Here is a 22,175-nt window from a genome sequence, read left to right as displayed (position 1 = left end):
GGGTCCCGGACAGAGACAATTATGTGTATTTAATTCATGTTACAAATCTGATTTTGTTAGTTTATGTTAGATGGGAAAGGCGCGGCGCGGATCGCCGCAGAAGAGCCCGTCTCGGGGGATGTTATGGAGGGCGTCTACACCTTTGGGGATTTCCGGCTGGAAACGCGCTCCCGTCGTCTATCCCGCGGCGATCAATCCGTGCCGATCGGGGATCGAGCGCTCGACATCCTGCTTCTCTTGATCCGGACACCGGGCGAGACGGTCAAGCGAGCCGACATCGTCGCGGAGGTCTGGGGAGCATCGCAGATTTCGGATGGAGCTTTGAGATTTCAGATCAATGAATTGAGAAGCGCGCTGAAATCGGATGGGGCTCGGCTGATCGGGACCGTCGCTCGAACCGGCTATTATTTCAGCGGAACGGTGAGCTTTCGCTCAGAGCCTCGGTTTGTCGAAAGTGCGATCGAGAGACCAACGCCGAGCGCGGAACGCCGAAAGCGCTTCGAAACCGGCGCGATCGTCGGTCGGGACGACACGATACGCGAAACCATCGAATCTCTACGGCCGAATGTCTCCGTCACCATCACTGGACCGGGCGGCATCGGCAAGACCACCGTTGCAAAATGCGTCGCGCGCGCGCTCCTTGCGGAGGCGCGTCCTGATCCGATCTGGCTCGACCTGTCGAATGGATCGGAAGACGAAGATATTTGGCCCGCACTCGCGCGCGAGCTCGGCGTCGGCGCGGGCGCGCAAAACCTCGCTCAGGCGGCGCTGTCCGCCCTGCCGAAGAACACGCCGCTATTCGTTCTCGATTGCTGCGAGCATGTTCTCGACAGCGTCGGGCGCTTCATTCACGACATCCGAAGCATGGGTCTCGCGACGCCGATCCTCGCGACCTCGCGCGAGACTTTGCGTGTTCGCGACGAGCGGGTCATTCGGCTCGCGCCGCTCGGCTTGCCCAGCGCGAACGAGCATCTCGATTTTGCGAGCGCCGGCGCCTATGGCGCTCTCGAGCTGTTCATTCGACGCGCGCGAGACATGGCGGGCGAATATACGCTCGCCGAGACCGATGTGGATGCGATCCGAAATATCGTTCGGCGTCTCGACGGCATTCCTCTCGCCATCGAGCTCGCGGTCGCGCATCTTTCCAGCTTCAGCCCGCAAGATCTCGATCGGCTCCTGCAAAAGGATTTCGATCTCGTCGGTCTTCTGCCGCGCGACACGCCGGATAGGCATCAGACGCTCCGTAACATGATCGACTGGAGCTATGATCGGTTGGACGCACGCGATAAGACCGTGCTCGACCAATTGTCGATTTTCGTCGGCGGCGCAGACCTCGACGCCTGTCTGCAGGTGATCTCTGGAGAGGGCGTTTCCCAAAATGGATTGATCGAGGCGCTGGCGCGATTGGTCGAGAAATCGCTCGTGATAAGAGAATGCGCAAGCGGGCGCGCGCTCTATCGGTTGTTGGACACGACGCGAGCGCATTGTCTGGCGAAGCTCCGCTTGCGCGGCGAGGAGGATCGCGTTCTGTCGCGTCTGACGCGCTATCTGGCGGCGCTCATCCGCGATCAGACGAGCGTCGAAGGGCATAAGCAGACGGTCGACCGATGGTTCGGTCCCGCCTGTCCCAATCTGTCCAATCTGCGCGTCGCAAAGGCTTGGGCCTTCGGCGCCCGCGGCGATCCGGCGCTCGCCGTCGAATTGGCGCAATATGCGGCGCCGCTGCTGATGCAGCTCTCCTTATTGTCCGAATGCGAGAGCATGGCGCGCGACGCTCTCACCGACCGCGAGAAGGTCGATGCTCCGTCCGAGGTTTGGCAAGCGCTGAGCGCGTTTTTGGGGGCTGCGACTCTGGCGACAAAGGGGCCGACCGACGACGCGAAAGCCGCGCTCGAAGCCGGCTCGAGCCGAGCGTCGACCCCGTCGAGCGCCCGGATCGCAGCCTTGGCCGCGTCAGGTCTCTATTGGCTCTGGATGTATCGCGGCGAGCCGCTGCGCGCGCTCGCTTGCGCGGAGGCTTTACGGCCGCAGGGCGACGCCGACCTAGGCGAGGACGACGATCTCGTGGCGGATAATTACGCCGCCATGGCGCATCAGGCGATGGGCCGCACGGCCGCGGCTGAACGAGAGCTCAGAGACGTGGTCGATCGCCAAGCCCGCGTCAGCCTTGGCCGCTTCATGCGCATCGGCAGCGATCCCGGTCTCATGTCGCAGATTTTTTTGATGAAGACACTCTGGCTGCAAGGACGCTTTCGAAGCGCGATCGACCTCTACGAACACATCCGCCCCGGCTTGCGCGCGCCGGAGCATGGGCTCTATCGCGCCTGGGCGCTGAACGAGGCGCTCGTTCCTCTCTATTGCGCGATGGAGGATTATGACGCTGCGCGCGCTGTGATCGACGAGCTTGCCGTGTCGGCGCAAAGTCAGTCGATGCAGATCAGATGCGTCGCGGGGCTCGCGGCCGAAGCCGCTCTGGAAACCAAAGTCTCAGGCCGTGTGCGATCGGACTTGCCGCGCTTGCTGGGAACATTGCGCCGCAATCATTTCCATCTTCTTTTGCCGTGGCTCGAAGGCATTCACGCCGAGGCCCGTCTCGCGGAAGGCGACCACAATGCCTGTCGCGCCATTTTGATGGATGCGATCTCTTTCTGTGAAGCCAACCAGAATGGATGGTGGTTGCCGGAGCTCTCGTCGCTCATGGGGCAATTGGAGACGCGCTCGGCGAACGATGCGATGGCGGCGGCTTGGTTCGAGAAGAGCCATTACTTATCCACGTCGCAAGGCTCGCTCGCGCTCGCGATCAGAAATCTCCACCGCGTCAAGATTTGGAGCGATTCGCCGCTGGCTCTACGAAAGAAGGCAGATGAATGGGGCCACTGGCTGTCTGAGCATTATCACGACGACGGCGATCCAATGTTTTGGGTTCCGAAAGACTGAGCGCGAAAGGCGAGAAGCTAAAGGCCAAAGGCGGCCGCATGACACTCACCTTTCGGGTTTCGATCGTGGCTCTCCCGAACTTCCGTCTCTCAGTTACGGCGCAAGCAAGTCGCTCGAGACAAACGCAGACGATTATTGTCAGAAATCGTGGAACAGCCAAAAAGGCGGAGTCCCCACGCTCCCGCTACTTCGCGCCTAGCTTTCAAAAGAGGCGCATTTCAAAAGGCTCTTAAGCGCTTCTGGATCGAATTTAAGGGAATGCACAACTCTACCAAGGTCGCGGGGATGCGCCGTCGGAAGCTCAACGCGTGGCATACGACGTTGACCGCGCGGCGGCCGAGCGTAATGTTGGGTTGCTGTCGTATCGAGCTTATGCCCCATGAGCGCGGCGATCTCGTCCGGAGCGAATACAGCCTTTGCGGCCGCTGCGAACATATGCCGCGTTGTATAGAGCGCGGGGTGCCTTTTTCTATTCCAGATTCGGCGACTGACGTAATAGAGCCGATCGCCGAGGGCATTGTAAAATTTTTCCCATATGGCGGCACGGTCACCGCCCACAGTTCCTGCAAGGCAGCTGTCGACAATCGCGAGCCATCGACGAATGGCAATTAGGGATGCGCCGCAGGTTTCATGCGCGAAGACCAGCCGTCGAAAGTCGCCATGGGCGCGGACCTCGTCTTCCTTGGCGTTCTTGACAACCAAAACCGATACGGCGGCCCCCGGAAACGTCACGAGACGAGCCCGAGCCCATTCACACGGCCGCAAGCCGCTTGCTCGCCCCGCTTCCAGATAGGCAAGCAGCGGCGAGTCATAAACCGAGTTTCCCGCAACGCCCTGCCTCAGGCAATCGAGCAATTTGTCCCAGTCCGAATCGAGAAGTCGTTTGAGGACATGCGACGACGTCGCCGGCGGCAAGCCCTTGCCGGCGGCAATGGTCTCGGGATCTGACTTGCCATAGAGCGATTTCAATAGATCTTTTCGCGTCTCTTCATCGAGATCGAGAACCGTCTTGCAATGATGGTCGATCGCACAACGATATTGTCGCCATGAGGCGTTCCGCAGCATCGCTCGACGATCGGAGAGCCATTGAACAAGCGCTGCCAGCGAGATAGGCGAATCGGCGTCCTGCATCACCTCTCTGGCAGCCATGCGGCTGAGCAAGCGGAACCGTTCAGCATAGCGGACGCTGGTTTCGGGCGTCGTCATGTGCGGCGCCCTCCCGCCAATTTGGATACGTTGCCGTTACAAGGATCCGAAGACGCCGCATGAGAACGAAAAAGGACCGGGACTTTCTGGAGCGCCGAGTCGCTTCGAGACAAAAAGCGTCGAGGTGAACGGACCCGAGCCACCCCCCTTCCTGGGTAACTTTGATACGTAATTTCAAACATATATGCTCGACAGAGAAGCCAGCCGCGGGTCATAGCGCGACCTCCAGCTCCCAGTGCCCAGCTTCATCCTGTCCGGCGCGCCAATAAAATCAAATAGTTAGCTGCTGAAACTCCCGCCCGGCGCGGATTTCCCACACAGCTTTCCCACAGACGAAAAAATAGCGTGGGCTCCTTTGCACGGTGACCGATGCGTTCGCCAGCGATGCCTTGGCCTCATGCGCCAGGTCGAAGTCAGCGACGGCGCCGATCCCGCGATCTTCGTCGCGTCCATCGCCGAGCTGGCCTTCGACCGCAGCGATCCGATCTCGCGCGAAATCGGCGATAATCGCCGCCGCTGCGCGCAAACGCATATCGCCAACTTGGCATAGCGAACCCCGCAACCGTCATCAAGGAACGATACGCGTCACGAGAGCTTCAGCCGGGCCTCAGAAGCCGCAACTCTATGTCCCGCCGATCCACCGCCGCGAACGTCCGCAAAATTTAGAGAAAGCGGACCCTGCGGTGGTCTGCGACGAATGGCCGGTTATGGTGCCCCTTGGCCGTTCGGGACCGCGAACGGGGAACTCTGACCGAGGCCGTGTGAAAACGCCGCCTCGAAGGCCCGCGTGACGATTTTTTGCTTATGAACGAACGAGGAATCGGGACGCTGTCTGGCTATCGCGATTAGGCTGCGATTGCCTGCATAAGCGGCGCGACTCCGAAGATGTTGAGCATCCGCTTCATATTGTAGGCGAGCACATGAAGACTCATCTCGGTTTTGACCTTTTCCAGGGTTCGGGTCAGGAAGTGGGTGGCGCCCATCCATGCCTTCAATGTCCCGAACGGGTGCTCGACGGTCTGTCGGCGGATGGTCATAGCCTCGGGCATGCGGTCGAGCGCAGACTGCATTTTGTCGAGGACGCCCTCATGCTCCCATCGCTTGAGACGCTTGTACTTGGTCGGCGTGCATCTGCGTTTCAGCGTGCAAGTCGGACAGGACGTGAGATTGCGGTATTGGTCGACATTATCATGCCGATCGGAGCGCGCGATTCCCTTGGTCAGCCGTTCGCCCGCCGGGCAGGTGTGGTAGTCATTTTCCGGATCATAAATGAAGTCCCGGATCGTGAAGAGACCACGCTTGTCGTTGACGGAGGTGAGCGTCTTAGGAACGCGGGGCAATACGCCCGTTCCTTCGCAAGCCAGCACTTCCTCGCCGCTGTAATAGCCTCGATCAGCCAGCACGGTGACTTCGTCGCATTCGATGGCGTCGCGAGCATTGCGCCCCATGGACGCGAGTTGCGCTCGATCAGTGCCGAGGTTGGTCACCTCGTGCGCGACGATGAGATGATGCTCGGCGTCGACAGCGATTTGGGCGTTGTAGCCGACGATCCCTGTGCCCTTGCCACTGGTCGCCATCGAGCGGGCGTCGGGATCGGTTAGAGAAATCTGTTTGTCGGGCGCCGCCTCCACCTGCCGTTCCATCTCCTCGAGCGCCTGTATTTGCCGACGCAGGCCTGCGATCTTCTCCTTCAGGCGCGTTGCTTTGGCTTCGGCGACATCGCTGTCCTGTCGATCCGCATGATCGAGCGCCGCCAAATAACGCGCGATGCTCGCCTCCACCTCCACCTGCTCGATCCGTTTGGCGACCTTGGCCACCGTGAAATTCTTGTCACGGTTGTTGACGGCCTTGAACTTACTTCCGTCGGCGGCCACGACAGCGCGCGTGAACAGGTCGAACTGTCGGCACAGCGTCAAAAATTTCGCACAGGCCGCACGGATCGCTGGCCCATTGGCGCGTCGGAAGTCGGCGATGGTCTTGAAGTCCGGCGTCAAGCGACCGATGAGCCACATCAGCTCGATATTCCGATTGGTCTCTCGTTCGAGCCGGCGGCTCGACTGAATGCGGTTGAGATAGCCGTAAATATAGAGCTTGAGCAGATCGCCCGGCGCATATCCCGGACGTCCTGTCGCCTTCGCTTCGACGCGCGCGAATCCCGCCGCCTTCAAATCCAGAGCCTCCACGAAGGCGTCGATGAAGCGAACGGGATTGTCGGCGGCGACGTAATCGTCGACCGCCTCGGGCAGGAGCAGCAATTGCGAACGATCGGAGCCGGAAATGTGCGTCATGCCAGATTCTAGCGCAATGTTTACGGTCAGAGAATCCATCAGACGGGGTTTTCACACAGCCTGGACCCACGCGGGCGCTTCCCACTCGAAGGGCGAGCGACCGCTTTCGCCGACAACGGACATTCCGGTGTCTGGATGAAAACGCGATCGTCGACTCCGAGGGCGCGGCCCTCGTCGTCCGGCGGTTTGCCCAAGCGCACCGATCGGCGGAGCGTATGGCCCTTTCGGTTTCGGACGAGGACGATCGGAACGATCGAGGGAAAAGCCGCAGCATCGGCCGTGTTGCGCTTCGGCAACAGGGAATAGGCTTTCTCTTGTCGGATAGGCCCCAGACCTTGACACGGCGTCGCGTCCGGGAGCTCATTAAGAGGAATGGACAAGTTTGCGCTCTGGCCGAAGTGGGTCGCCCGCGTATTGATCGTGGGCCTCTCGGCTTGGGCTCTCGTCTTGTCTGGCACGGCGGCCACCGCTTTGGCCCGTGCGGCCGACGACAGTGTCGTTTTCGCGGAGGTCGTTCATTGCGCCGCGTCCGATGGCGCCGACGACCACCATCATCCCCCAGGAACACATGTTTCGTGTTCCTGCTGCATTCCGTGCCGGTCCGGTCACCTAGACGGTTGGGCCGGATTTCTCTCGGGCCTCCTGAAGGGCGCAGAACCTTCATTCGCGCCCGCTGAGGTTGCTTCGGTCGACGCTTTTCCGATTGCGGCGATATCATCGCCGGTGGGCTGGATCAGTTCCTGGTCGCAACGCGCGCCTCCTTTTTCCGCGTGAGGCGGCTTCGCCGCCATTGTGGCGAAATTCTGATCCCCGATTGCACCCGGAGTCGTCCTGCGGACGACCGGCGCTGCGACTTGCCCGCGCGGAAATCGAGAAGATGTTCGAGACCAAACGCCGCCTCGTCGGCGCGCTCTTCGAGCGCAACAACCGAGCATTGTTGAAATATTTGACGCGCCGAGCGGGTCGCGACAATGCGTCGGACCTCCTGAACGAGACCTTCGCTCGCGCGCTCGGTCACGCCCGATTGGAGGAGGTCGCCGATCCTCCGGCGTTTCTACAGCGGATCGCCGTCAATCTGGCGACAGATTTCGATCGCCATGTGAAAGCCGAGGCGAAGCGCTTCGAGTTCGGCGAGTCGCCCGCCGACGTCCCGAGCGGCGAAACGCCAGTCGACGAGAAGATCGACGACGAACGGAAGCGACGCCTCGTCTCGGCGGCCATAGAGACCTTGCCGCCACAATGTCGAAAGGTCTTCGAGATGGTCATGCAGGAGGACGTTCCGGCGAAAGAGGCGGCCAGACGGCTCGGCATCACCGACGCCATGGTTCGCCGACATCTGAACCTCGCCATCCTGCGCTGCCGCAACTCTCTACCGGAATAAAAATTTCATGGGCGACGTTTCGTTTTCACATGCTGGTCCGTCGTACATATCGATAGCCTGCGTAGTCTCGGGCATCGAGGACTGGTCGTGAGCGATGAGTGAGGAACGGGGCGAGGCCGACCCGCAGAGCGTGCGCGCCGCGGCGGTGGATTGGTGGGTGCGCATCAAAATGGGCGCCCTGTCCAGAGAGGAGCGCACAGCCTTCGAGGCGTGGCTCTCGAGCGACCGACGTCACAGCGCCGCTTTCGAGGATATTTCGGGGTTTACCGGCTATCTCGAGACATTCGGCGCGCCAACGGCGGCGCCGCGTTCGGCCCACGGCGCGCGCGTCGCGCTGCGTCTGGGGGGGGGGGCGGCCCTGGTCGCTGGCGCGTTCGTGCTGGCGGCCAATTTCGCGGATTTGATCGCCCTGCTACGCTCGGATTATCACACGGGCGTAGGCGAAACCCGGCTGGTGACGCTGGAGGACGGATCGGCCGTCCATCTGGCGCCGAAATCGGTCCTGGCCGTCCGCCGCACCGCCTCGCAGAGGCGCGTCGCGCTTCTCGCGGGAGAAGCCTGGTTTCAGGTCGCGCGGGACGGCGCCAGACCCTTCGTCGTCGAAGCGGCAGGCGGGACGATCACGGCGCGCGGCACGGCGTTCGACGTCGCCCTGGAGAGCAATGAGGCTCGCGTCACCGTCACCGAGCATAGCGTCGAGATCGCGAGCGACGGAGGCCGCACGATCGTCGACGAGGGCCAATGGTGTTCCTTTGCTCCCGATCGCGCCGCCGGCCCCGCGGAGCCGGCCAATATCTTCCACGCCACGGCCTGGCGGCGCGGCAAGCTGATCGTGAACGACCAGCGACTCGGCGACGTGCTGAAGATGCTCGGACGCTATCGGCGCGGCCTCGTCTATTGCCTGCCGGCCGCCGCCTGCGAGCGACGCGTCAGCGGCGTGTTCGGCGCCGAAGAGCCGCTCCAGGCCCTCGCCGAGATCGAAGCCAATCTCGGCCTGCGCGCCACGCGCCTGTCCAATTATCTGATTTTGCTGCATGAGTAGCAGGTTTCTGTCCGGCTCACGCAGAGCCTGCGCAGAGCATTGAATTTTTTTCGGCGCCGACGTTTCGTTTTCTCCCCCAGCTCCGTCGATCTAATCAGGGGCTGCATCGAACTGCCGCCCCATCAAAAGATCGAGGGGGCCGGAAATGACAAAGAGACCGAATCGTCGAGTCGATGCGAAAAAGGGTAGCGAGATGGGTTCGGCGATCGCGGCGGCGGCGCTCGGCGCATTCATGACGGGAGCGGGTCCCGGCGCTTCGCCTGCCCAGGCGGCCATTCCGCCGGAGGATGGCGTCCACGCGGCGCGTCCCTATCGCATTCCATTGGGCTCGGTGACCGAGGCGCTGAACAGCATCGCCGACGAGAATGGCCTCCATGTGCTCTACAACGCCGCGATCACCCGCGGCCGGGTGACGCCGGGCCTTTCCGGCGAGTTCACCTTGCGCGAGGCGCTCGACCATGTTCTCGCCGGAACGGGCCTCGGCTACCGCTTCACGAACAATGGCCACGCCGTGTCGATCGTGCTGGCACAGGCGGACAATGGCGTGCGCAGCGACGCAGGAGCGGAGCCGCTGCCTCCGATCGACATCGGCGCCGCGCGGACACAAAGCTTGCCGCCGACAAAGCCGGGAGCCGCCGACAAATTCGGCAATCTTCCAGAGGACGCCTACGTCACCCCCAACGCCTCGACCGCGACCAAGATCGACCTTCCTTTGCGCGACGTGCCGCAATCGGTGAAGGTGATCACGCCGCAATTGATCGAGGATCAGGGTCCGCAATTACGGGTCTACGACCTCGCCAACCAGGTCAGCGGCGTTATCGGCAATCCCATCGGCGGCCAGGTTGGCGCGGCCAACTCGCCGAATTTCCAAATCCGCGGCTTTTCCAACAGCGGCGTGGTGCTCCAGGACGGCATGTATCGTTACTATGCCGAATCGGCCATCGACCTCGCCGATATCGATCATGTCGAATTCGCCAAGGGTCCGAGCTCCACGCTCTATGGCGACAGTTCCGGCAGTTACGGCGGCGCGGTCAATTTCATCAGCAAGCGGCCGACCGACAAATTCTTCGTCCATGTCGGCGAGGGCATCGGCAGCTTCGGCTTTCATCGCACGACAATCGATTTCAACTCGCCCTTGCATGACGACAAAAGCCTGCTGTTTCGGCTGAACGCTGCGCTGGAGCAGAAAAACGGCACGCAGCATCAAGAGTATCATGACGCCTTTTTCGTTTCGCCGGCGCTGACCCTGTTCCTCGACAATGGCGACAAGCTCGATTTCCATGGCCAATATGGCGTCACCCATGAGCGCTCGTCGGCCGGGTCGCCGATCTACCCGATCTTCCAATTGCTGCCGCGCGAGGAATTCATCGGCGACCTCCGCTTCAACGCGGTGCATCCGATCGCCAACGCCACCTTGAAATACGAGCATAAATTCAACGAAAACTGGAACATCACCGCCACTTTCGACTACAATTACACGAGAGAATATCTGCCAGTCGCCACTTATTCATTCGATGGTGCATCACAATTGAATCTCGGGCAATTCAATTATTATTTCACACCCCATGAAGACACACTCCAGGGCCAGATCGACATCAGAGGAAAATTCGACACCGGATTCATCAAACACAACACCGTTTTCGGACTGTACAGAAGACAGTTCTGGCGTACCATGAACGCAAACCTCGGCTTTCCGGCCACACCAGAGTCGATCAATATTTTTTATCCAGTCTACTCGAACACGCAATGTTTCTTCAATGAGCGGGGATGCGCCCTAACGGATGGCAGCGGTTATTATGCTTCAACCTTGAATTGGGCGATCAACGCGATCTACGGACAGGACATCGTCGAAATCGCCGACCAATTCAAGCTGTTGTACGGCGGGCGCTACGACTCCGCGAAAACATGGTCCGTGGGACGCAATCCGGAAAATATATTCGGGCTGGGATATTATCTAGATTCGAAACAAAATTATGAATATTTCTCACCGCATCTCGGCGGCGTTTTTCAACCGTTCAAGGAGACCTCGCTGTTCGCCGCCTGGGGAAAATCCTTTACGCCGAGCAGCGCCAACCTCAGTTTCGGACATCCGGCTCCGCCCGAATATTCGGAGCAGCTGGACATCGGCATTAAACAGGAATTGTTCCACGGTAGGGTTCAGGCGGGGGCCACCGCTTTCGACATCTCCCGCACCAATGTGTTGGTGCCCAATCCGGTCAATCCTCTCAGCAGTTTGCTGATCGGCACTTACCATAGCCACGGCTTGGAGTTCGATCTGACCGGCGAAGTGCTGCCGAATCTGCGCGTCAACGCGGCGCTGACCTTCATGCACGGGCAGGCGGGGCGGGACACCAACACGCCTACCGCCGAGGGCAGCGAGCTGACCTTCTCACCGCGGCGTTTCTATAATTTCTCGGCGATATACGCATTCAAGGAAGGCCCGTTGAATGGCCTGGATATTGGCGCCAAATTCTATTATTCGGCCAAGACGCCCGCGCTGTTCCCCAATAATCCGCAGTCGAATCTAAATAATATTCTGAACGGCGGCAACTTCTCCAGTCAATACCCTTTCACCATCGCGCCGATCTACGATTTCGGCTTGTTCGCCTCCTATAAGGTGAACGATCAGATCAAGATTCAGGTGAACGCCAATAATCTCTTCGACCGCTCCAATTGGAAGTCGAACGGCTTTGGCGCGATGCAGCGCGGCGAACCGCGCTCGATCTTCGCCAATATCACCTACAAATTCGAATAATGGGCAAGCGCCGGTCACCCGTTTCGGGGTGGCCGGCGCCGATCTTTGCGCCGCCATCGCGTGGATAGGGAGACCGCGAATGTTCCAACGCTCCTTCTGGGTGGCGCTTCACCGCTGGGCCGGGCTGACGATGACGAGTTTTCTCTTCCTCGTCGGCCTCACCGGCAGCATCCTCGCCTTTCGCGAGGAGCTGGATCACCGGCTCAATGCAGATCTGTTCGACGTGACGGTGCGAGACGCACCCGCGCTCGACGTGTTCAATCTGCGCGAGAAGGCCGAAGCGCTGGAGCCGCGGGCGCGCGTCGACGCGATCGACCTCAGGCTGCCGGCGGGTCGGTCTTTCGCTATCCTTCTGCCGCCGAAGACCGACCCGCAGACGGGCAAGCCGTTCGACCTGCCGATGCGGCAGCTGTTTCTCGACCCCTACACGGGCGAGATGATCGGCGCCCGCGACATGCAGGAAGTCTCGCTCGGACGACGAGGGATTCTCAATTTCATCCTGCGTCTCCACACGTCGCTCGCTCTGTCCGAGAACTTCGCGAGTTTCGGGCGTACGCTTTTCGGAATGGTTGCGCTCGCCTGGACGATCGACTGCTTCGTCGGATTCTATCTGACGCTGCCGCTACGCGTCGGCGCCGAAGGCGCGCGCCGCTCCTGGTGGAGCCGATGGAGACCGGCCTGGCTCATTCGCCGCCGCGGCGGGCCCTACAGGCTCAATTTCGACATTCACCGCGCCTTCGGTCTCTGGACCTGGGCGATGCTGCTCGTCTTCGCCTGGTCCGGCGTCTCGTTCAATCTGAGCAGCGTCTACACGCCGGTGATGAGCGCCGCCTTCGACATGGGCGTGCTGAGCCATCATGACGACAAGCCGCTTTTGGATAAGCCGCTCGACGATCCCGCGCTCGACGATCCCGCGCTCGGCTTTCGCGACGCCTATGCGCGCGGACGCGAATTGATGGCGCAGCTCGCTGCGCAAAAGGGATTTGCGATCGAGGAGGAGATCGGCTTCGCGTTCAACAGGGGCGACGGCCAATATGTCTACAGCGTCAAAAGCTCCAGGGATTGGACGGAGTGGGGCGGCACGGCGGTCTTCTTCCACGCCGACACTGGCGCTCTCGCCCGCGTGCTGATGCTGAGCGATGTTCCGGCCGGGGCGGCGATCACCTTCTGGCTCATGTTTCTGCACATGGCGGCGGTGTTCAGCCTGCCGATGAAACTATTCGTCTGCGCGATGGGACTCGTGGTCGCCGCGCTCTGCGTCACCGGCGTCTACATCTGGTGGAAGAAAAGAAAGGCGCGGCGCTTTCACAAGGAGCGTGGCGCATCGGCAGGCGCGGCGCTGGAGGCCACGATCGCCGATTGACGAAAGTATTCGAAGCCGTAGCCTCGAGGCCATGGAACATTTCGACGAAAGTCCCACCACGACATTTCGCACAGAAGCAGATTTCGATATGCCCGAGACTATTCGAGACATCCATTCTCGCGACGTCGATCGGACGCGCGCGGCGCGCGCCGCTGACGCCCGCCGACTGTTGGAAGCGCCGCTTTCGCGGCCCAGGCGCCATCCTCTCCGGCGCAGGCGTCCGTCGCGCCCCAGGATCGCCTCGGCGTCGTGCGGGAATACATCATCGCGCCGGGCACGCTGGGCGGCGCGCTCAACGAGATCGCCGATCAGAACAATGTCCATGTCCTCTATCCCGCCGGGGCGACGCGCGGCTGGCGCACGCCGGGCCTCGTCGGCGCCTATTCCCTGACCGAGGCGCTGGACAGGCTGCTGATCGGCACGAGCCTGACCTATCGCTTCGACGCGAATGGGAAATCGGTGTCGATCGTGCTGGCGCAGAACGATACGGGAGCGCGCAGCGACGCCAGGGCGGAGGCGCTGCCGGCGATCGACATAGGCGCGGAGAAGCCGAAGACGAGCGGGCCGGGCGACGGCAAGCCGACCCTCACACCGCAGAACAGCTACGTCACGCCGGTCATTTCCACGGACTGCGAGCGCGTCTGGCTCCGCCAGTATCCGCGCGAATACAGTTCCGCACGAACCGGCATCGCACGGCGCGCTTCTCGCTCGCGCTCGATCGTCGCCTGGAGCCACAATATCGTTCTCCCGCTCACTAAGGTGAAACTCGCGTCATACACGTCCACCTATAGCTCGAAGGCCACAGGCGTGACCGCGCAATGTCGATCTCGCCACCAACAAAGCGCTGCAAATGTACCCTTGCAAGTGAGCGACGTCTACGTCGGAGGCCACGTCCGCAACCGTGCTGTCGTGATCCGGAAGAAAGCCGGCCGCCTCGTCCCATTCGAGATGCATATTGGCGCCGCGCCTCCCGGAGCTTTCTTCACGACGTGGCCGGGTTCGTGAAGCCGCCAGTCACTGATTTGTAGGTTTCGTTGGCTGGGGCGCCTTCCACATCCGGCTCCGCTCTTCATCGCCACTCCCCATCGTCAGGTGTTGCGTTCCCTCCTCCCGTGGCGATTTTCGAACGAAATTTTGAATGTCGCTCCGCCGCCGGGCGTCGTCTCGACCCAGATTCGTCCGCGATGCGCATCGATCAGCTCTTTGGCGATAGCGAGGCCGAGACCCGTGCCCGGCGCCGCGTCGCTCTTACGCCAAAATGGCTCGAAAATCGCAGACCGGTCACTTTCGTCGACGCCGCTTCCGTGATCCTCCACCCAGAGCGATGCATCTTCGAAAATGCGCACGAGCACCGTCCCGCCCTCGGGCTCTGCCCTCAATGCGTTGTCGATGAGATTGGCGATGACCGATTCGAGCGCGACGCGACTTCCGGTGACGAGAACCGGCGTCTGCGGCGCCTCCAAGACGAGGTGGCGCTTCGATCGCACGGCGAGCAGGGCGGCGTCGCCGATCATCGCGCGCGCCAAGGCGGCGAGATCGAGCCCCTCCTCGACGCGGGCCGTATTCTCGCCCAGCCGCGCGGTTGCGAGCAGCTGCTCGACGATGTTGCGAATCCTGCGGTGATCGCGCCTCAGATCATTTTTAAAGCTCGGCTCCTCGGGCGCGTCGAGTCGGGCGCCGAGAATGGTGACCGGCGTGCGCAGCTCATGGGCGGCGTTCGCCGTGAAACGGCGCTGCCGTGCGACGCCGGCGTCGAGCCGCGCCAACGCCCCATTGACGGCCTCGACGAGCGGGCCGATCTCCGCCGACACGCCTTTCAATGACAGACGCTGATGCAGCGAGCCCATGTCGATGCGCGCCGCCTCGGCGACGATCTCACGCAACGGCCGCAAGCCCAAGCGCACGGCGATCGAGGCGGCGACCCCGCTCATCAAAATCGCCATGAGAATATAGGCCGCGAGCCCGAGCGTCTCTTCCACCGCATCGTCGAGAATATCGCTCAGATGAAACCTCGTTTCATAGACGGCGACATGCACGGGACCGAAGCGCGTCCATTGCGGTTCGAGCAGCCCCAAGCGAACGGTGGGCAGTTGCCCGGGCAGCACGAAATGCACATGGGTGGGACGCATGACGATCAAAGGTCGCAGCGCTTCGACCAGCTCCGGGGCCGAGCCGCCGAGAGGTCGTCCGCGAAGCGTGTCGAAGGCCGCGATCCTCATCGTCGGCGAGCGGGCCAATTCGTCACGCAGCTCCGGCGTCGGAGCGATCACGATTTGTCCGTCCTCGTCCCGCGCGAGCGACGCGAGGACCTGCTTTTGCGCGCGAGCCGTGGACAATTCGTCCAGCGAGTAGGTGAACCGCTGGACGCCTGCGAGGCCGAGACCGAGCGTCATGAACCAAGCGACGCCGAAAGCGACGATCTGCGCGACGACGAGATAGGCGACCGTTCGCGCGACGAGCGACGGCCCCCTCAACCAACGTGCTCCGTCAACATATAGCCGACGCCGCGCAGCGTATGGACGCTCACCCCTGCGCCGAGCGAATCGAGCCGCCGACGTAGGCGCGATACGGCTGTGTCGAGCGCATTGTCCTGTACGTCGAAGCCTGCGGCGAACACTTCCTCGAACAGCGTCTCGCGCGGCGTCACACGGCTCACGCGTCGTATCAACGCCTCGAGCAGATCGAGCTCGCGGCGATGCAGAGCGACGATCTTGCCGGCGATCGACACTTCGCGCGTCGTCGTGTCGAAGGACAGGGCGCCGACCACGATCGGCGCGAGCGGCGGCCCACCGGGACGGCGCAGGCAGGCGCGGATGCGCGCGATCAGCTCCTCGCCCTGAAACGGCTTGGTGACGTAGTCGTCGGCCCCGTCGTCGAGGCCCGCCACCTTTTCGTCGAGACTGTCCATGGCGGTCAACATCATCACGCGCACGCCCGGCAGGACGGCGCGCAAATGGGACAGCAGGGTGAGGCCGTCGCCGTCCGGCAGCCGGCGGTCGAGCAAGGCGAGATCATAGGGCGTCTTCGCCACTGCCTCCCGCGCCGCCGCGATCGACGCCGCGCGATCGACGGCGAAACCCGCAGTCCCGATCAGCGACGCGATCAGCCGCGCCGCCTCCGATTCGTCCTCCACCAGCAATATACGCATCCAGACGCCGCTCCGACTGGCGCGCGGCGCAATCTCGCAACGCCGCTGGCGCAGATATGAGCCATATCACCCCGCTGCTGTGGCCGGAAGGACACGGCCGGCCGAAATCTGATCTCGAGGCGGCTGCGCCAGATTCATGTCAGGTTTTGCTGTTCCACCTTGGCTATTGTGGCGCGTGATGGTCGAAACGACGATGGCGATGCGGCAATCGGGACGAAATTCGAAGCGTGCGGCGCGGCGCATGGGCGTCGCGCGTCGCCGCGCGCCGATCGCCGGCCTGATGGCGCTGCTGCTCTTGGTCGCCGGCCTTTTGGCGGATCTGCCGCGCTGGCCGCGGCACGCGCCCGACGGCGGCGTCGCCCTTTCGATCGCCGCCGATTGCACAGGCCATCAATCCAAGCGGACGAGCGACGACTCGCGCCGCGGCGAATGCCACTCCGGCGGTCTCTGCTGCGCGGCGGGCTGCGATCAGCCTGCACATGCCGAGATTCCGGCGCTGCGCGGCTTTGTTCCGCACGCCGCGCCCTCCGGCGCCGCGTCGCAATATGCCGCGCGCGAGGACTTCCTCGCCCTCGCCGGCTGGGCGACCGCCTGGTCGTCGCGCGCGCCGCCCCGCCGCACCCGCACGGCCTGACCTCTCTCGCCTTTTCCGAACAACCCTATTCGGCGAGCGCCCGCGGCGGGCGCTCGGGAGCATGCTCATGATTTCGTGTCATCTCGCGCGCGGCGCCTCGGCCGGCGTTCTCGCTTTGATTCTCTCCATCGACGCCTCCGCGCAGGAGGCTCTGCCGACGATCGATATCGCCGGCGAAGCCTCTTCCGAGCCTTCCGCCTCCCGCTTTCGCGGCGAGCCGAAGACCGCTGAGGACGGCTATGTGACGAAGGAGGCCGGCTCGGCCACCAAGACCGACACGCCCATCCGCGAGATTCCGGTCTCGTTGAATGTCGTGCCCAAGCAAGTCATCATCGATCAGGCTCTCACCAGTCTCACTGACGCGCTGGAGAATGTTCCCGGCGTGCGCTCGAACAGCAATGAGCTCGAAGGCTATAATTTCAAGATTCGCGGCTTCGACAGCCTCTATGTTTATCGCAACAATCTCCCCATCCCCGGCGGCGGCGCCAATCCGAGCGGCTTCGACACGGCGAATATCGAGCGAATCGAGGTGCTGAAGGGGCCGGCCTCCGTCCTCTACGGCCGCGCGGAGCCCGGCGGGCTCATCGGCATCATCACCAAGGAGCCGCTCGACAAGCCGCGCTATGTCGTCGATCAGCAGATCGGCTCCTTCGATCATTATCGCACGAGCTGGGATTTCTCGACGCCTCTGCCGGAGGTTCCGGGCCTCGCCTATCGCGTGTCGGGCGCCTATCAGAACAACGGCTCCTTCCGCAAATTCCAAGGCGGCGAACGCGTGCTCATCGCGCCGGTCATCAGCTATCGGCCGACGGAATGGACCGATTTCACCGTCGATGGCCAGTTCCTCGGCCAGAAGGCGCAGAGCGACATCGGCGTCCCGACGATCGGCTCGGCGCCGGCCAATCTGCCATTCTATCGTTCATTCCAGGAGCCGAACGATCCGCGCGACCATATAGAGAGCTTCAATATCGGATATCGCTTCCGGCAGAATCTCGACGAGAATTGGAAAGTGACCAATCGCTTTCTCTACGCGGCCACGCCGACGATGGAGAAGAACATGGTCACCATGTTCTGCGGCTATCCGTTCTGCGTCGACTCGGCCGATATGCGCACTTTGCCGCGCATCGGCGAGTATCAATGGATCTCCGGCAGAACCTTCGCGACCAACATCGACGTCGAAGGGAAATTCACGACATTCGGCGCAAAGCATGATTTCCTGTTCGGGCTCGACTATGTCAACAGCCTCACCGACTATTACTTCGCCGACAATGGCAGGGCCTCCTCGATCGATATCTACAATCCGATCTATGGGACAGTCTCACCCTACGCCTATTTCGCCAGCGTGGCCGGCCTCGGCTCGAAGTTCCATTCCTCGGAGCTGCAACGACAGAAGGCCTTCTATGTCCAGGATCAGATCACCGCGCTGGACGACAAGGCGCATCTTCTGCTCGGCGTGCGCTATGACGTAGCCGATATCACGCGGGGAACGTCGTCTTCCTTCGGCGGCGATCTCAGCGCCAATGCGGACGCGGCGAGCGCCGCGCGCGATCATGCGAAATCGCGTAACGACAAAGCCTGGAGCCCGCGGTTCGGCCTCGTCTATGACGTGCTGCCCGAGCTCAGTGTCTATGGCAGCTATTCGCGCTCCTTCGGCGTCAGTAATGGCTTCGACTCCAATGGAGTCAATCTCGGACCGCGACGCGGCCTGCAATGGGAGGTCGGTCTGAAGGCCGAGCCACTCGACGGGCTGACCGCGACGCTCGCCTTCTTCCAGATCACCAAATCCGGCATTGCGACGCGCGACTACGCCTCGCCCGATCCATTCGCGATGAAACTCGCTGGCTTGCAGCGCAGCCGCGGGATCGAGCTCGACGTCGTCGGCCGCATCACCGATCGATGGACGGTCGTCGCCAATTATGCGCATATCGACGCGAAGGTGATCTCCGACAATTGGCATGATCCGCTCAATCCTTTCGGCTGGTTCGGTCCGAGCGGCGTCTATCAGAACCATCTCGACAATGCGCCGCGCCACTCCGGAAAAATCTTCTTCACCTATGATTTCGGCGAGCATGGCCTCGGCTGGCGCGTCGGCGGCGGCGTCACCGCCTCGACCCACGCCTGGGGCGACATTCAGAACACTTTCATCATTCCCGGCTGGGCTCGGCTCGACGGCTTCGTGAGCTACACGACGCTCTACGAAGGCCATAAGGTGACAGCGCAGCTCAATCTGCGCAACATCACCAACACGCGCTACTATTCGGGCGTCGATAATTTCTTCAATTACTACAATCCGCCGCTGTCGGCGCTCCCCGCTCCGCCCTTCACGGCGACCGGAACGCTGCGCTTCGAATGGTAAGACGCCTCGCCTCCCTCGCTTTTCGGCGTGGGAGGCGACCTGTCCACGAACGGGCGAGGTGACATGATGCGCGATATTTTTATTCGGCTGCACCGCTGGGCCGGCCTCGCCATGGCGGGATTTCTGATCCTGGTCGGGCTGACCGGCAGCCTGCTCGCCTTCTGGCTCGAGATCAATCATTGGCTGACGCCCGATCTCTATCCGGGCGAGAGGCCCGGCGTCATGCTCGACGCCGCGACGCTCGCGCGCCGCGCCGAGGCGCTGGTTCCACAGGCGCGCGCGCGAGCTGTCTATCTCGGCTATCCCGGCACGGTTCAGATCGGCATGGAGGCGCGAGACGGCGCGCCGCCGCTCGATTTCGAATTCCTCCATCTCGATCCGATCGACGGGAGCGAGCGGGGGCGCGTCGTCTGGCATGGGCTGCCCAAGACGAAGAACGACGTCATGCCCTTCGTCTACGGGCTGCATATGTATCTCGCGATGAGCGGGATCGGCGATTGGATTCTCGGCGCCGTCGCGCTGACCTGGACGATCGACTGCTTCATCGCCTTCTATCTCACCTTGCCGCCGGTCGGCGGACAGGCGCGTCGCGGCTTTGTCGCGCGGTGGCGGCGGGCGTGGCTGATCAAGCCGTCCGGATCCTTCTACCGGCTCAATTTCGATCTGCATCGCGCCGGAGGCCTGTGGCTCTGGGCGATTCTGCTCGTCTTCGCCTGGTCGAGCGTCTTCTTCACCTTCCCCAATTTCTACACGAGAGCGACGCAGCTGTTCCTCCATTACGACGGCCCCGTCTGGGCGGCGGAAGCGCCTCCGCGCAACGGAACGCGTCCGCTCATGGAGTGGGAGGAGGCGCAAGCGACCGGCGAGCGGCTGATGGCCGAACAGGCGCGCATTCACGGATTTGCGATCGAACGCCCGTTGGCGCTCTATGATCTGCGCGAGAAAGGCCTCTTCGAATATCGCGTGCGCTCGTCGCGCGACATCGGTGACAAGGCGGGATCGACGTCGATCCTCTTCGACGCGCGCGACGGCGAATTGACCGCGCTCAGCCTGCCGACCGGCCAGCACAGCGGCGCGACGCTGACGACATGGCTCGTCGAGCTCCATACGGCGAATGTCTTCGGAACCCCATACCGCGTTTTCGTCTCCTGTCTCGGCCTGGCGATCGTCATGCTCAGTGCGACAGGCGTGTATGTCTGGTGGAAGAAGCGCGCAGCCCGGAACCCTATCTCAACGCCCTGGACCCTATGATTGCTAGGCTCGAACGTTGCCCGTCATCGAATCCATGCGGCGACCGGTTGCCTCTGGTCGTCCAAATCAATCGACGCATCGGCAAGGCTGAGTTCGGACAGGACGAGATCGGCCTTCTCGACACCAAACGTCGCATCTCGAATGGACCTGCGCATGGAAAAGGCGCGCGACCATCAAAATGCGGAATTCGATCGGGCGGATGGCGATGGGCACAGCTGGCGTCGTGATGCAGGCGCAAACCTCGCCATGCGAACGTCTGCCGGGCCACAGGAGCCGGAACTTCGTCCAGCCGCTCTGCCTCTACGAACGTCTGCGAAATTTAGGGAAAGCGGACACTATGGTCGCTCGCGACGAATGGCCGTTCATGGCGGATTTCGTTGAAAAACTCTGCCGTTGAGCGTCGCAGGTCCCTTCGGAGGCATTTTTCGAGATTTTGGGCGGTGCGATCTTCGCCGGGGCGGCGGCGAAGCCGCCCTCGTGGGCGGCTTATGCCGCCATTGCGAACCCTGCCGGCCGTAACCGGGCGAGCCTTCGCAGGTTTTGCGCGGTCGCGGCGAGCAGGAACTCGTCCTTGGCGCCATACGGCCCACGAAGTCGCAAGCGCCCGAGTCGCAGTATGCGTTTGAGATGGGCGAACAACATCTCTACCTTCTTTCGTCGCCGACATGCCGCTTCAAATTCGGGCGTCCCTGCGAGCGCACGAGCAACATCGCGGGAATCTTCCTCCAGATCGCGTGAAATCGTCCGCGCCACCGCATTCGGGCAGCACTTCGCTTTGAGCTCGCAGATGTCGCAATCTTGCTTGCTGGCGCGGAAGCGCCGCGTGCCGTCGGCCGTAATGCCGGTCCGCGGAACGGAGTAGGCGCGTCGGAACTGGACCAAGTCCTCGCCCGCGGGACAGATATAGCGATTGGCCTCGGGATCGAAGGTGAAGTCCGAACGCGAGAACGTGCCGTCCGCTCTCGCCGACTTATCCAAGACGGGAATGTGCGGCGTGATCTGCTTCTGCTTGACGAGCCAGGCGAGATTGTCCGCCGAGCCATATGCGGCATCGGCGACGAGATAATCCGGCTTCAGGCCGAAGCGTCCTTCCGTGCGTTCCAGCATCGTTCGCGCGGCGCCGACCTCTGCCTGCCGAATGGCCCGCGTCGCTTCGACGTCGACGATCACGCCATGATCCGTGTCGATCAGATAATTGGTCGCGTAAGCGAAGAAGGCATGGCCCTTGTGCGCGCCGGTCCACTGCGCCGCTGGGTCCGAGCGCGCGATGAACTTTGGCGTCACCGGCGACGCCGCGCCGAACGCGGCGTCATCGAGCGTCGCAAGATATTCGCGCGCCGCGCGGCACGCGCCGTCTTTGATCCGGGCGGGTTCCCAGTCTTTGCTCGGGACCGAGCGCTGCTTGTTGGCGTCGGCGGCGATCAGGCTCGCATCGACGGCGAAGCCCTCGGCGGAGACAAGGCCTGCGGCCATGCAGCGCTCCACGATATTTTCGAAGAGCCGGCGAAAAATGTCGCTCTCACGAAAACGGCCGTGCCGGTTTTTGGAGAACGTCGAATGGTCTGGGACCTTGCCGTCCAGCCCCAAACGGCAGAACCAGCGATAGGCGAGATTGAGATGCACTTCCTCGCACAGGCGGCGTTCTGAACGAATGCCCAGACAATAGCCGACGAGAAGCATGCGGATCATCAGCTCTGGATCGACAGAGGGGCGGCCGGTGTTGCTGTAGAACGGTTTCAGAGCTGGCCCCGCTTCTCTGGACAACTCCCCGCGGATTTTAAGTGGATCTCTGCCGAGGTTTGCTGAACGCGGGG

The 22,175-nt window shown here is 62.2% G+C and carries 16 protein-coding genes; 10 read left to right on the top strand and 6 right to left on the bottom strand.

Going from position 1 to position 22,175, the window contains the following annotated elements:
* The first annotated feature begins 63 nt into the window (after positions 1 to 63).
* Entirely contained in the window at positions 64 to 2,937 is a 2,874-nt protein-coding gene (locus ACT53T_RS03630; protein ID WP_476160137.1) for an ATP-binding protein, read from the top strand.
* A gap of 195 nt (positions 2,938 to 3,132) precedes the next feature.
* On the opposite strand, the gene ACT53T_RS03625 is transcribed toward ACT53T_RS03630, so the two are convergent.
* From ACT53T_RS03625 to ACT53T_RS03615, 3 genes are all read right to left on the bottom strand, one after another.
* Positions 3,133 to 4,143: a hypothetical protein gene (locus tag ACT53T_RS03625; RefSeq protein WP_476160136.1), complete on the bottom strand. Its 1,011-nt coding sequence runs from the start codon at positions 4,141 to 4,143 to the stop codon at positions 3,133 to 3,135.
* Positions 4,144 to 4,414: 271 nt separating this feature from the next.
* On the bottom strand, positions 4,415 to 4,675 hold the full coding sequence (locus tag ACT53T_RS03620) for a hypothetical protein (protein ID WP_476160134.1): 261 nt from the start codon (positions 4,673 to 4,675) through the stop codon (positions 4,415 to 4,417).
* 313 nt (positions 4,676 to 4,988) lie between these two features.
* Entirely contained in the window at positions 4,989 to 6,431 is a 1,443-nt protein-coding gene (locus ACT53T_RS03615) for an IS1182 family transposase (protein ID WP_476160132.1), read from the bottom strand.
* Positions 6,432 to 7,308: 877 nt separating this feature from the next.
* On the opposite strand from ACT53T_RS03615, the gene ACT53T_RS03610 reads away from it, so the two are divergent.
* From ACT53T_RS03610 to ACT53T_RS03590, 5 genes are all read left to right on the top strand, one after another.
* A complete protein-coding gene (locus ACT53T_RS03610; RefSeq protein ID WP_476160130.1) occupies positions 7,309 to 7,812 on the top strand; it encodes an RNA polymerase sigma factor in 504 nt (167 codons plus the stop codon).
* 94 nt (positions 7,813 to 7,906) lie between these two features.
* A complete protein-coding gene (locus ACT53T_RS03605) occupies positions 7,907 to 8,854 on the top strand; it encodes a FecR family protein (RefSeq protein WP_476160128.1) in 948 nt (315 codons plus the stop codon).
* Positions 8,855 to 8,999: 145 nt separating this feature from the next.
* Positions 9,000 to 11,609, top strand: coding sequence for a TonB-dependent siderophore receptor (locus ACT53T_RS03600; RefSeq protein ID WP_476160127.1), 2,610 nt, complete (start codon positions 9,000 to 9,002; stop codon positions 11,607 to 11,609).
* Positions 11,610 to 11,688: 79 nt separating this feature from the next.
* On the top strand, positions 11,689 to 12,972 hold the full coding sequence (locus ACT53T_RS03595) for a PepSY-associated TM helix domain-containing protein (protein WP_476160126.1): 1,284 nt from the start codon (positions 11,689 to 11,691) through the stop codon (positions 12,970 to 12,972).
* A gap of 249 nt (positions 12,973 to 13,221) precedes the next feature.
* Entirely contained in the window at positions 13,222 to 13,977 is a 756-nt protein-coding gene (locus tag ACT53T_RS03590) for an STN domain-containing protein (protein ID WP_476160125.1), read from the top strand.
* 83 nt (positions 13,978 to 14,060) lie between these two features.
* Here ACT53T_RS03590 and ACT53T_RS03585 read toward each other — a convergent pair whose 3' ends face one another.
* Positions 14,061 to 15,446: a sensor histidine kinase gene (locus ACT53T_RS03585; RefSeq protein ID WP_476160124.1), complete on the bottom strand. Its 1,386-nt coding sequence runs from the start codon at positions 15,444 to 15,446 to the stop codon at positions 14,061 to 14,063.
* Positions 15,443 to 16,120: a response regulator transcription factor gene (locus tag ACT53T_RS03580; protein ID WP_476160122.1), complete on the bottom strand. Its 678-nt coding sequence runs from the start codon at positions 16,118 to 16,120 to the stop codon at positions 15,443 to 15,445. The genes ACT53T_RS03585 and ACT53T_RS03580 overlap by 4 nt, the downstream gene beginning before the upstream one ends.
* 178 nt (positions 16,121 to 16,298) lie before the next feature.
* Between ACT53T_RS03580 and ACT53T_RS03575 the strand changes: the two genes are divergently transcribed.
* The 4 genes from ACT53T_RS03575 to ACT53T_RS03560 all read left to right on the top strand — a co-directional run bounded on the left by ACT53T_RS03575 (position 16,299) and on the right by ACT53T_RS03560 (position 20,758).
* On the top strand, positions 16,299 to 16,754 hold the full coding sequence (locus ACT53T_RS03575; protein WP_476160121.1) for a hypothetical protein: 456 nt from the start codon (positions 16,299 to 16,301) through the stop codon (positions 16,752 to 16,754).
* Between the two features lie 67 nt (positions 16,755 to 16,821).
* A complete protein-coding gene (locus tag ACT53T_RS03570; protein ID WP_476160120.1) occupies positions 16,822 to 19,110 on the top strand; it encodes a TonB-dependent siderophore receptor in 2,289 nt (762 codons plus the stop codon).
* A 63-nt stretch (positions 19,111 to 19,173) separates the two neighbouring features.
* On the top strand, positions 19,174 to 20,361 hold the full coding sequence (locus ACT53T_RS03565) for a PepSY-associated TM helix domain-containing protein (RefSeq protein WP_476160119.1): 1,188 nt from the start codon (positions 19,174 to 19,176) through the stop codon (positions 20,359 to 20,361).
* Positions 20,362 to 20,539: 178 nt separating this feature from the next.
* A complete protein-coding gene (locus tag ACT53T_RS03560) occupies positions 20,540 to 20,758 on the top strand; it encodes a hypothetical protein (protein WP_476160117.1) in 219 nt (72 codons plus the stop codon).
* Positions 20,759 to 20,847: 89 nt separating this feature from the next.
* Here the strand turns inward: ACT53T_RS03560 and ACT53T_RS03555 are convergent.
* The coding region (locus ACT53T_RS03555; protein ID WP_476160116.1) for an IS1182 family transposase at positions 20,848 to 22,175 on the bottom strand (1,328 nt) is incomplete at its 5' end.

The organism is Methylosinus sp. DMC45 (genome assembly GCF_056313885.1).
The sequence above is the reverse complement of the archived record's forward strand: the minus strand, read 5'-3'. Positions and strand labels throughout refer to the sequence as shown.

What these genes read in the sequence shown, in the direction of transcription:
- ACT53T_RS03580 (WP_476160122.1), bottom strand. Translation starts at nt 16,120, where the DNA reads ATGCGTATATTGCTGGTGGAGGACGAATCGGAGGCGGCGCGGCTGATC.
- ACT53T_RS03605 (WP_476160128.1), top strand. Translation starts at nt 7,907, where the DNA reads ATGAGTGAGGAACGGGGCGAGGCCGACCCGCAGAGCGTGCGCGCCGCG.
- ACT53T_RS03570 (WP_476160120.1), top strand. Translation starts at nt 16,822, where the DNA reads ATGATTTCGTGTCATCTCGCGCGCGGCGCCTCGGCCGGCGTTCTCGCT.
- ACT53T_RS03600 (WP_476160127.1), top strand. Translation starts at nt 9,000, where the DNA reads ATGACAAAGAGACCGAATCGTCGAGTCGATGCGAAAAAGGGTAGCGAG.
- ACT53T_RS03610 (WP_476160130.1), top strand. Translation starts at nt 7,309, where the DNA reads ATGTTCGAGACCAAACGCCGCCTCGTCGGCGCGCTCTTCGAGCGCAAC.
- ACT53T_RS03630 (WP_476160137.1), top strand. Translation starts at nt 64, where the DNA reads ATGTTAGATGGGAAAGGCGCGGCGCGGATCGCCGCAGAAGAGCCCGTC.
- ACT53T_RS03575 (WP_476160121.1), top strand. Translation starts at nt 16,299, where the DNA reads ATGGTCGAAACGACGATGGCGATGCGGCAATCGGGACGAAATTCGAAG.
- ACT53T_RS03620 (WP_476160134.1), bottom strand. Translation starts at nt 4,675, where the DNA reads ATGCGTTTGCGCGCAGCGGCGGCGATTATCGCCGATTTCGCGCGAGAT.
- ACT53T_RS03595 (WP_476160126.1), top strand. Translation starts at nt 11,689, where the DNA reads ATGTTCCAACGCTCCTTCTGGGTGGCGCTTCACCGCTGGGCCGGGCTG.
- ACT53T_RS03615 (WP_476160132.1), bottom strand. Translation starts at nt 6,431, where the DNA reads ATGACGCACATTTCCGGCTCCGATCGTTCGCAATTGCTGCTCCTGCCC.
- ACT53T_RS03625 (WP_476160136.1), bottom strand. Translation starts at nt 4,143, where the DNA reads ATGACGACGCCCGAAACCAGCGTCCGCTATGCTGAACGGTTCCGCTTG.
- ACT53T_RS03565 (WP_476160119.1), top strand. Translation starts at nt 19,174, where the DNA reads ATGATGCGCGATATTTTTATTCGGCTGCACCGCTGGGCCGGCCTCGCC.
- ACT53T_RS03560 (WP_476160117.1), top strand. Translation starts at nt 20,540, where the DNA reads ATGCGGAATTCGATCGGGCGGATGGCGATGGGCACAGCTGGCGTCGTG.